Genomic DNA, 9,068 nt, shown 5'->3' with positions numbered 1-9,068 from the left:
GTACCAAGAAACGAGGCATGCCCCGAAAACTTGGCTGTCTCGCAAGATAGGCATCAGCGCCTTGCCCATCACCAGGGCGCAGCGCGAAACGGCACTGGTAGATTTGGCCTAGCTGACCGTCGTCCAGAATTGTCTTGATCGCGCGATACCACGGCTGGAAGCGAAAGTTTTCATGAATAACGAGGCGCGCGCCATGAGCCTCTGCTAGGGCGATGGCTTTTTCGGCCTCTTCAATCGATGTGCAAAAAGGTTTTTGGCAAATAATCGTGCGGTTCGCATGGGCGACTTTGCGGATCAGCTCAAGATGTGCTGAAGGCGGGGCGATGATATCGACAACATCAACAGCGGCACCGTGAAATAAGGTATCCACGTCGCTGTGGCCTACCGCATCAAAGCTGTTTTCGGCCCAACGCACGCGCTCTTGATCGAGATCGGTCACGTGAATGCGCTTAACGCTGTCCAGCTCACGCCAAGCTTTCAAATGAAACTGGCTGAAATAGCCCAAGCCAATCACCGCAACCGAGAGTTTCTTGTTCATAGGGGCCGCTCGCTGATTACAGTTTGTATTCGCGCAGTGCATGCGTAGTGTGTGGTGCATCGTGCCTGAGAAGGAAAACCTGATGAGCGATAAATGGCAAGTCTATTGCGTGAAATACGCGGAGCGGAACACGCGAACGCGTGCGGACAGCTTTATCATGGACGTAGCGCCAGAGATGCCTCACGCGATGGACTACTTTGTTTGGGTGCTCGATAACGGGCACCGTAAGGTCGTCGTTGATACAGGTTATGATGCCAGCGAAGGGGTGCAGCGCGACCGGCCGATCCTTCGTGATCCGGCCAAGGCGATTGAAGTTGTGGGCGTTGATGCCGAGAGCGTGGATACGGTAATCATCACCCATTTGCATTATGACCATGCCGGCGGATTGGATCGCTACCCGAATGCGACGTTTCATTTGCAGGCGGCCGAAATGGCCTATGCGACAGGCCCTTGCATGTGCCACGCAGCGCTTCAGATGCCGTTCTCAGCCAATCATATCTGCGACATGGTCCGCCACGTCTATGCAGGGCGCGTCGTGTTCCATGATGGCACTGGGCAGGTGGCAGACGGCGTTCGTGTGCATTGTGTCGGCGGACATTCACGCGGCCTTCAAGTCGTGGAGGTTGAAACCGAGAACGGACCGCTTTGCCTCGCCTCTGATGCCTCGCATTATTATGAAAACTTCATCGCGCGCAAACCCTTCCCAATCGTTGTTGATGTGGAACCTATGTTGGCGGGCTATGATACCATCCAAGCGCTTGCAGGATCAAAAGAGCGGGTTATCCCGGGCCATGATCCGCTCGTGACCCAGCATTTTCCCGCTTTTGAAACGTCTGGGTTCGCTTGGCGATTGGACAAAGGTCCGATCAAACCTTTTTAATGTAACTCCAAAATAACTGGAAAACACGATGACACAGCTTGCGCGCGTCGCATTGATCAAAGGGGACGGCATCGGAATCGATGTATCCGAGGCCGCTATGGAGGTCGCGACTGCGGCCTGTGCAAAAATTGGCACATGCGGCTTCGCGATCGAAGAGACGCTGGCAGGCGCTGGATATTTTGCAAAGACGGGGCTTGATATCGAACCGGGCGGCGAAGAGGCCGTAGGCAAAGCCGATGCCATTTTCCTTGGGGCGATTGGCCTGCCGTCGGTGCGGCACGACGACGGCACCGAGATTTCCCCACATTTGCGCTTGCGTGACCGCTATGGGCTTTACGCAGGTGTGCGCCCTGTAAAGGCCTACCCAAACGCGCCGCAACGTCTTGCCGATCCGCGTGCGGCTAAGATCGATATGATCATCCTACGCGAGTCGACCGAAGGTTTGTTCTATTCTGCAGCGGTCCATAACCGCAGCGAAGTGATTGGCGATGAAGAAGTACGCGATACATTGCGCATCACGCGTACAACCACAGAAAAACTTCACCGGTTTGCCTTTCGCTTGGCGCAAAAGCGCAAAGCACGTGGCCATATGGGAAAGCTGACCTGCGTTGATAAGGCTAATGTGTTCACGTCCATGGCCTTCTTTCGCAAGATTTTCGACGAGATCGCTGAAGAGCATCCGGAGGTGGAGACGGATTACAGTTATGTGGATGCGCAAGCCCTGAACCTGATCCGCAATCCATGGGATTATGACGTGATGGTCATGGAAAACATGTTCGGCGATATCCTCTCTGATCTGGCGGGTGGCTTGGTCGGGGGGATGGGAATGGCGGCGTGCGGCGAGATTGGCGATGACGTTGGCCTGTTCCAACCGGCGCATGGCTCTGCGCCCGATATCATGGGCCAAGACAAAGCCAATCCGCTGGCTGCGATCCTGAGCGGGGCGTTGATGTTGGACTATCTGGCAGAAAAGACTGGAATTGAGAGTTTTGCCGCCGCCGCCGCTTTGATTGATCAAGCGGTTGATGCGGGTTTTGAAGAAAATGCATTGCGCCCGATGGAATTTGGCGGCGATATGGGCACGGCAGCGGTAACGCAAGGCGTGTTAGAGCGGATTTGACGCTTTGCGCCTTAAGGGGCGCAATATCGATAAATGTGATGAAGACGGAGTGACGGAATGAACGAACCAACTAATGTGGCCGTAATCGGCTTGGGCGCTATGGGCTACGGCATTGCGCAATCGTGCGTTCGCGCAGGTTTATCGACCTTTGGCGGCGACGTCGTTGCTGCGCAGATCGAACGTCTTCGAGCCGAAGGAGGCCAAGCAAGTAACGTCGCAGACGTTGCTGCGGAGTTGGATGCGGCAGCCGTCGTTGTGCTGAACGCTGCACAAACCGAAACGGTTTTGTTTGGCGATGCTGGCTTGGTGCCTAAAATGCGCAAGGGCGCAGTTGTCTTGGCTTGCGCAACAGTACCACCGGAATTCGCGCGCGACATGGCTGCACGCTGCGCCGAACATGGCGTTCACTATCTCGACGCGCCTATTTCTGGGGGTTCTGTCAAAGCGGCTAATGGTGCGCTTTCGGTGATGGCATCCGGCACGCCAGAAGCGTTTGCCGCGGCCAAACCCACACTCGACGCGATTGCCGAAACTGTCTTCGAGCTTGGTGATGAGGCCGGAGCAGGATCTGCGATGAAGGCCGTGAACCAACTGTTGGCAGGCGTTCATATCGCGGCGATGGCAGAGGCGATGACCTTTGGCATGACACAAGGCGTGGAGCCTGAGAAATTTGTCGAAGTGATCAGCAAATGCGCGGGCACGAGCTGGATGTTGGAGAACCGCGCGCCGCACATTGTCTCTGGGGATTATACCCCGTTTAGTTCCGTGAATATCTGGCCCAAAGACCTTGGGATCGTGCTCGATATTGCGCGGTCTGCCAGCTTTAGCGCGCCGATCACAGCTGCAGCCTTGCAGCAATATCTGGCCGCAGCAGGCATGGGGCTAGGTCATGAAGACGACGCAGCAGTGGCCAAGGTCTATGCGCGTAATGCGGGGCTGACTTTGCCGGGAGAAACGAAATGAAGCTTGGATGCATCGGGGATGATTTCACGGGGTCCAGTGATCTCGCGAATACTTTGGCCAAAGCGGGCATGCGCGCGGTTCAATATACGGGCGTGCCAGACCACGCGGCTGCGCCTGATGTGCAAGCAGGGATCGTCGCGCTTAAATCGCGCTCCATCCCGAGCGGGGAGGCTGTCAGCCAGTCTTTGAAAGCGTTGGATTGGCTGCTGGCGCAAGGTTGCGAGCAGATATTCTTCAAATATTGCTCCACGTTTGATTCAACGCCGGACGGCAACATTGGCCCTGTTGCAGATGCTTTGGCCGAAGCCTTGGATGCGCATAAGGTGATCGTCTGCCCCGCGTTTCCCGGCGCGGGCCGTTCGCTTTATCAAGGACATTTGTTCGTGAACGACAAATTGCTCAGCACGTCGGGCATGGAGAACCATCCGCTCACACCGATGACACAACCCGATCTGCGCATTTGCATGGCGGAGCAGTCGAAATATTCTGTGGGCCATGTGGCGGCAGGGACCGTTTTCGCAGGCCCAGAAACGATTTCGCAGGCTTTGCAAGAGCAACACAACACAGGGCATCGCCACATTGTTGTCGATGCTATTAGAGATGCCGATCTGATGGATATTGGCGAAGCGGCTAAAGGATTGCCTTTAATCACGGGCGGTTCTGGTGTTGCGCTGGGCTTGCCGCGTAATTTTGGCTGCGAGCCAAGTGCGGTGCCTTGGAATGGCCAATCGGGCAAGGTGGTCGCGCTATCGGGGTCTTGTTCAAATGCAACGCGCGCGCAAGTGGCGCTGCATGCGCAAAACAATCCGGCACGGGAACTCAGCGCGGCTGATGTGATCGAAGGTCGCGTTGCCGCTCAAGACATTGCTACGTGGCTTTTGGATGCGGCGGGCATTCCGTTGGCCTATAGCTCGGCCGATCCTGCGGCGGTCAAAGAGGTGCAAGCAGAGTACGGGCGCGAGGCATGTTCAGAGGCGCTGGAAGGCTTTTTCGCTGATTTGGCAAGATTGCTGGTGCAAGGCGGCGTGACACGATTGATCACAGCAGGGGGGGAAACTTCGGGCGCGATTGTGGAAGGTCTAGATTTGAAACAGCTTGAAATTGGCCCTGAAATTGATCCCGGTGTACCCGCATTGCGCGCGCGCGATAATCTGGTCGTTGCGCTGAAGTCTGGCAATTTTGGTAGTGATGATTTCTTTCAAAAGGCGGCGAACGTCTTGGGCGGCGCGCAATGAGCGAAACACAGCTTCGCGAACAGATTTGCGTTCTGGCCAAATCGCTCTTTGACCGCGGATTAACCCATGGCAGCACTGGGAATATCTCTGCGCGTACCGAAGATGGTGGGCTACTTGTGTCACCGACGGGCACGAGCTTTGGCCGTCTTGATCCCGCGCGCCTGAGCCGGTTTGACGCGGCTGGGCAGTTGATCGGCGGGGATAAACCGACCAAAGAAATGCCGCTGCACACAGCCTTTTATGACACGCGTTCCACCGCGGGCGCGGTGGTGCATTTGCATTCGTGTCATAGCGTTGCGATGTCGATGATGCCGGACGCGGATGAGGATAACTTCCTGCCAGCGCTCACCCCCTATGCGATTATGAAACTGGGCAAGGTCAAGCTGCTGCCTTTCTTTCTGCCGGGTGACCCAGCGATGGGCGACGCTGTGCGCGGCCTTGCTGGCAAGCGCAGCGCTGTGATGCTTGCCAATCACGGTCCTGTGGTGGCTGGCAAAGATGTGGAAGCGGCCTGCAATGCAGTCGAGGAACTCGAAGAAACCGCGCGCTTGGCGATGATGATGCGCCATGTGGATGCGGTGGGTTTAAGCGATGAGCAGATAACCCGCGTAGTGACAGAGTTTAATGTGGAGTGGGATGTATGACCAAGTTCTCGGCGAATCTTGGGTTTCTTTGGACCGATTTACCCCTTCCTGATGCGATCCATGCTGCAAAACGCGCAGGTTTTGACGCGGTCGAATTTCATTGGCCCTATGAGGTGCCAGTGGATGATATCAAGGCCGCGCTTACTGCCACAGGTTTACCCTTGCTTGGCCTGAACACACGGCGTGGGAACGTGGAGGCTGGTGAAAACGGCCTGTCCGCCCTTGTTGATCGCGAAGAAGAGGCGCTCGCTGCCATTCGCCAATCCATCGATTACGCTAGCGCACTTGGCGCAGGGGCGATCCATGTGATGGCGGGCAATGCGGCTGGGCCAGCCGCGCATGAGATCTTTCTGCGCAACCTGACTGCCGCTTGCGTGCTCGCGGCACCGCATGACATCGACATCTTGATCGAGCCGCTCAACCAATTTGATGCACCCGATTATTTCCTGCGTGACAGCGCGCAGGCGCAAAAGATCATAGAAGAGGTCAGCGCGTCCAATCTGAAACTTATGTTCGATTGCTATCATGTGGGCCGTACCGAAGGGGATGTGTTCGCGCGCCTCAATGCGCTATTGCCGATCATCGGGCATATTCAATTCGCCTCCGTGCCAGAACGGGGCAGGCCGGATCAAGGCACGTTAGATTACGGCGTAGTTTTCGACGAGATCACCAAACTTGGATGGGATCACCCGCTTGGCGCAGAATACAAACCGGGCGGCGCGACTGAAGAGACACTGGGCTGGATGGCCGAGTTCACATAGCGTTCTGCCACCATGCTTAACTCGCGAAAGTCAATTGAACCTTCATAGCGCGGCTCCGATCTGCGGCCATGTCAAAGGCATTCAGCGCCTCTGAGACGTCAAAACTATGGGTGATCAGCGGATCGACATTGATCAATCCGAGCTGCATCATTTGAATTGCTGTCGCGAACTCACTGTGAAAGCGAAACGACCCTTTGAGCGTGATTTCTTTCGCGGTCATCGCCTGCATCGGAACGGTCATATCGCCGCCCAGACCGAGCTGCACCAAAGTACCTTGAGGGCGCAGGCAGGTCACGCCCGTCGCGAGAGCAGCCGCAGCGCCAGAACATTCAAGATGCACATCGATTTGACCTTTGTCCCTTTGAAAGGCGCTCAAAGCCTTTGGATTTTCGGCGGTGTTCAAGGCCAAATCTGCGCCGCATTCCAGTGCCTTGTTCAAGGTGAAATCGGATAAATCAGTTGCAATGATGCGGCCCGCGCCAGCGCGGCGCGCGGCGAGTATGCTTAAACACCCGATTGGGCCGCAACCAGTGACCAAGACGGTCTTTCCCATTAAATCGCCAGCTTGCTTGAGCGCATGTAGACACACAGCGAGAGGCTCACCCATCGCGGCTTGGCCTGCGGTTAATCCATGTGCGGGAGCACATTGATTGGCGTTTGCTACGAGCATTTTTTGAAACGCACCTTGGATGTGCGGAAAAGGCATTGCGCTGCCGTAAAATCGCATGTTCAGGCAGTGGTTTTGTTGCCCGTTCTGGCAGTATTCGCAGTTTTGGCAGGGACGTGAAGGGGAGACAGCGACCAGATCACCGACTTTCAGATCTTCTACACCGGCCCCAAGCGCTGCGACTTTGCCAGCGACTTCATGCCCCAAAACCATGGGTTCGCGGACCTTGATCGTTCCGAAACCACCGTGATTGTAATAGTGCAGGTCAGAGCCACAAATGCCCCCCGCCTGCATTTCGATAAGGACTTGTCCTGCCTCTGGTGCATGAATTTCCCGCTCTTCAATTCGCAAATCGCGGGCGGCATGGATGACAACGGCTGGATTTGCAGCGCTCATAGCGGTTTCTTCCCTATACATTTGCGGCCAAGTTAAGGTTAACTGCTCAAAATGTTCAAAGGAATAATGCTATGACACTTCAGATGTTTGATCTGACAGGGCTTCGCGCGCTGATCACCGGATCTAGCCAAGGGATCGGCTTTGCGCTTGCGCGGGGATTAGCAGGGGCAGGGGCCGAGATCGTGCTGAACGGGCGCGATGCGAGTAAATTGCAAGCGGCGGCGTCCGAGCTTCGTAGCGAAGGTGCGATCGTGCATGAACTGGCCTTTGATGCGACGGATCACGAGGGTGTAAGGGCGGCCGTTGACGGGTTTGAGGCTAGCACAGGCGCTATTGATATCCTGATCAACAACGCGGGCATGCAGCACCGCACCGAGTTGGAAAACTTCCCAGCAGATGCGTTTGAGCGGCTTTTGCAAACCAATGTCGCGTCGGTGTTCCATGTGGGCCAAGCAGTCGCGCGCCATATGATCGAGCGAAAGCGCGGTAAGATTATCAATATTGCTTCTGTGCAAACCTCGCTCGCGCGACCGGGCATCGCGCCTTACACAGCAACCAAAGGGGCAGTTGGCAATCTGACCAAAGGGATGGCAACCGATTGGGCGCAGCATGGGCTGAACTGTAACGCCATTGCGCCAGGTTATTTTGATACGCCTTTGAACGCCGCATTGGTTGCCGATGAAGACTTTAGCGCATGGCTAGCTAAACGCACCCCCGCCGGGCGTTGGGGCAACGTCGAAGAATTGGTTGGCGCTGCGATTTACTTGTCTTCGGCAGCGTCGAGCTTTGTGAATGGTCACACGCTTTATGTGGATGGCGGGATCACGGCATCGCTCTAGGGGTGTTAAATCGACGCCCAGAGCGCAGTAAACACGACGATCAACAAGGCTAGCGCCATGCCGACATTGATGCGGCGCTGGGTTGTTTCGGCGAGATTCATACTGCCCATTTTTGCCCCCGCCTGTAGCCAAATCAAATGGATAGGTAGCCAAATGATGTTGAAAATCAATATTTTGAGGACAACTTCCCAAAACGGATTTTCAGGCATGAAGGCAAATCCAGAGAAAAGCGTTGTGCCGACGACATAGGCTTTGGGATTTATGAATTGGAGCATCATCCCATTCATAAATCCTAATGGTTTGCTTGCTGGTTTGAAGCTGATGTTCGAGCCAGCGCTGGCGATACGCCATGCGAGATATACGAGATAGCTGACTGAGCCGAGCAAAAGAATGATGCGCAGGGAAGGGATCGCAAGCACCAATGCTGCGAGGCCAGAGACGACGATCATCATGTTGATGAAGCCGCCAAACATCAGCCCGCCAAGAAAGCCGAGCCCCGCGCGATAGCCAAATGCTGCGCCAATTCCAGCCGTTGTGAGAACGCCGGGACCGGGTGTGATCAGCAGAAAGATTACGGCGATGACGAATTCAATCATGCGTCACCGCCACTTGCTTATAAATGCGCGCATTCAGGGACCGCACTGATCACGGTGCCATCTTTGAGATGCTGCAACAGGTTATCGACAGTCAACGCGCCCATGGCGGCGCGCGTTTCGATTGTTGCGCTACCCACGTGGGGTAGTAGTACCGTGTTTGGCAAATCGCGCAGCGCTTGCGGCACGGCTGGTTCGGCTTCAAACACATCTAGCCCAGCCCAACCAAGTTTGCCGCTTTGCAGCGCCTCGATCATCGCGGTTTCATCCACAACGGACCCACGGCTGACATTGATCAAGGTGCCCTGAGGCCCGAGTGCTTCTATGACCTCCGCGTTGACGATCTTGTTCGTCGAGGGTCCGCCGGGGGTGATGCAGATCAACACATCGCAGTCGCGCGCCATTGCAGTGAGGTCATCGTAGTAGGTGTAA

General features: G+C 55.7%; 11 protein-coding genes. 7 read left to right on the top strand and 4 right to left on the bottom strand.

Going from position 1 to position 9,068, the window contains the following annotated elements; genetic code table 11:
* Window positions 1–538, bottom strand: a 538-nt coding sequence (locus ABJQ89_RS21130; RefSeq protein ID WP_348498126.1) for a Gfo/Idh/MocA family oxidoreductase, incomplete at its 3' end; no start/stop codon positions are given.
* Window positions 539–620: 82 nt separating this feature from the next.
* On the opposite strand from ABJQ89_RS21130, the gene ABJQ89_RS21125 reads away from it, so the two are divergent.
* The 6 genes from ABJQ89_RS21125 to ABJQ89_RS21100 are packed head-to-tail and all read left to right on the top strand — an operon-like array spanning window position 621 to window position 6,141.
* On the top strand, window positions 621–1,418 hold the full coding sequence (locus tag ABJQ89_RS21125) for an N-acyl homoserine lactonase family protein (protein ID WP_348498125.1): 798 nt from the start codon (window positions 621–623) through the stop codon (window positions 1,416–1,418).
* 28 nt (window positions 1,419–1,446) lie between these two features.
* Window positions 1,447–2,538 (top strand): isocitrate/isopropylmalate family dehydrogenase, encoded by a 1,092-nt coding sequence (locus tag ABJQ89_RS21120; protein WP_348498124.1) that lies wholly within the window; start codon window positions 1,447–1,449, stop codon window positions 2,536–2,538.
* A 57-nt stretch (window positions 2,539–2,595) separates the two neighbouring features.
* Window positions 2,596–3,501, top strand: a complete 906-nt coding sequence (gene ltnD / locus ABJQ89_RS21115; protein ID WP_348498123.1) for an L-threonate dehydrogenase — start codon at window positions 2,596–2,598, stop codon at window positions 3,499–3,501.
* Entirely contained in the window at window positions 3,498–4,736 is a 1,239-nt protein-coding gene (otnK, locus tag ABJQ89_RS21110) for a 3-oxo-tetronate kinase (RefSeq protein WP_348498122.1), read from the top strand. Before ltnD ends, otnK begins: the two co-directional genes overlap by 4 nt.
* Complete coding sequence (locus ABJQ89_RS21105) at window positions 4,733–5,380, top strand: aldolase (protein WP_348498121.1); 648 nt, start codon at window positions 4,733–4,735, stop codon at window positions 5,378–5,380. Before otnK ends, ABJQ89_RS21105 begins: the two co-directional genes overlap by 4 nt.
* Window positions 5,377–6,141, top strand: a complete 765-nt coding sequence (locus tag ABJQ89_RS21100) for a TIM barrel protein (protein ID WP_348498120.1) — start codon at window positions 5,377–5,379, stop codon at window positions 6,139–6,141. Before ABJQ89_RS21105 ends, ABJQ89_RS21100 begins: the two co-directional genes overlap by 4 nt.
* Window positions 6,142–6,157: 16 nt before the next feature.
* On the opposite strand, the gene ABJQ89_RS21095 is transcribed toward ABJQ89_RS21100, so the two are convergent.
* A complete protein-coding gene (locus ABJQ89_RS21095) occupies window positions 6,158–7,204 on the bottom strand; it encodes an L-idonate 5-dehydrogenase (RefSeq protein ID WP_348498119.1) in 1,047 nt (348 codons plus the stop codon).
* A 71-nt stretch (window positions 7,205–7,275) separates the two neighbouring features.
* Here ABJQ89_RS21095 and ABJQ89_RS21090 point away from each other — a divergent pair, with 71 nt between their 5' ends.
* Window positions 7,276–8,043, top strand: a complete 768-nt coding sequence (locus ABJQ89_RS21090; protein ID WP_348498118.1) for an SDR family oxidoreductase — start codon at window positions 7,276–7,278, stop codon at window positions 8,041–8,043.
* Window positions 8,044–8,048: 5 nt separating this feature from the next.
* Here ABJQ89_RS21090 and ABJQ89_RS21085 read toward each other — a convergent pair whose 3' ends face one another.
* Both ABJQ89_RS21085 and ABJQ89_RS21080 read right to left on the bottom strand, forming a co-directional pair.
* A complete protein-coding gene (locus ABJQ89_RS21085; RefSeq protein ID WP_348498117.1) occupies window positions 8,049–8,639 on the bottom strand; it encodes a LysE family transporter in 591 nt (196 codons plus the stop codon).
* A 17-nt stretch (window positions 8,640–8,656) separates the two neighbouring features.
* The coding region (locus tag ABJQ89_RS21080) for an NAD(P)-dependent oxidoreductase (RefSeq protein WP_348498116.1) at window positions 8,657–9,068 on the bottom strand (412 nt) is incomplete at its 5' end.

The organism is Planktotalea sp., assembly GCF_039984035.1.
Taxonomy (GTDB): domain Bacteria; phylum Pseudomonadota; class Alphaproteobacteria; order Rhodobacterales; family Rhodobacteraceae; genus Planktotalea.
The sequence above is the reverse complement of the archived record's forward strand: the minus strand, read 5'-3'. Positions and strand labels throughout refer to the sequence as shown.

Coding starts and splice junctions, on each gene's coding strand:
- ABJQ89_RS21125 (WP_348498125.1), top strand. CDS start 621: ATGAGCGATAAATGGCAAGTCTATTGCGTGAAATACGCGGAGCGGAAC.
- ABJQ89_RS21120 (WP_348498124.1), top strand. CDS start 1,447: ATGACACAGCTTGCGCGCGTCGCATTGATCAAAGGGGACGGCATCGGA.
- ltnD (WP_348498123.1), top strand. CDS start 2,596: ATGAACGAACCAACTAATGTGGCCGTAATCGGCTTGGGCGCTATGGGC.
- otnK (WP_348498122.1), top strand. CDS start 3,498: ATGAAGCTTGGATGCATCGGGGATGATTTCACGGGGTCCAGTGATCTC.
- ABJQ89_RS21105 (WP_348498121.1), top strand. CDS start 4,733: ATGAGCGAAACACAGCTTCGCGAACAGATTTGCGTTCTGGCCAAATCG.
- ABJQ89_RS21100 (WP_348498120.1), top strand. CDS start 5,377: ATGACCAAGTTCTCGGCGAATCTTGGGTTTCTTTGGACCGATTTACCC.
- ABJQ89_RS21095 (WP_348498119.1), bottom strand. CDS start 7,204: ATGAGCGCTGCAAATCCAGCCGTTGTCATCCATGCCGCCCGCGATTTG.
- ABJQ89_RS21090 (WP_348498118.1), top strand. CDS start 7,276: ATGACACTTCAGATGTTTGATCTGACAGGGCTTCGCGCGCTGATCACC.
- ABJQ89_RS21085 (WP_348498117.1), bottom strand. CDS start 8,639: ATGATTGAATTCGTCATCGCCGTAATCTTTCTGCTGATCACACCCGGT.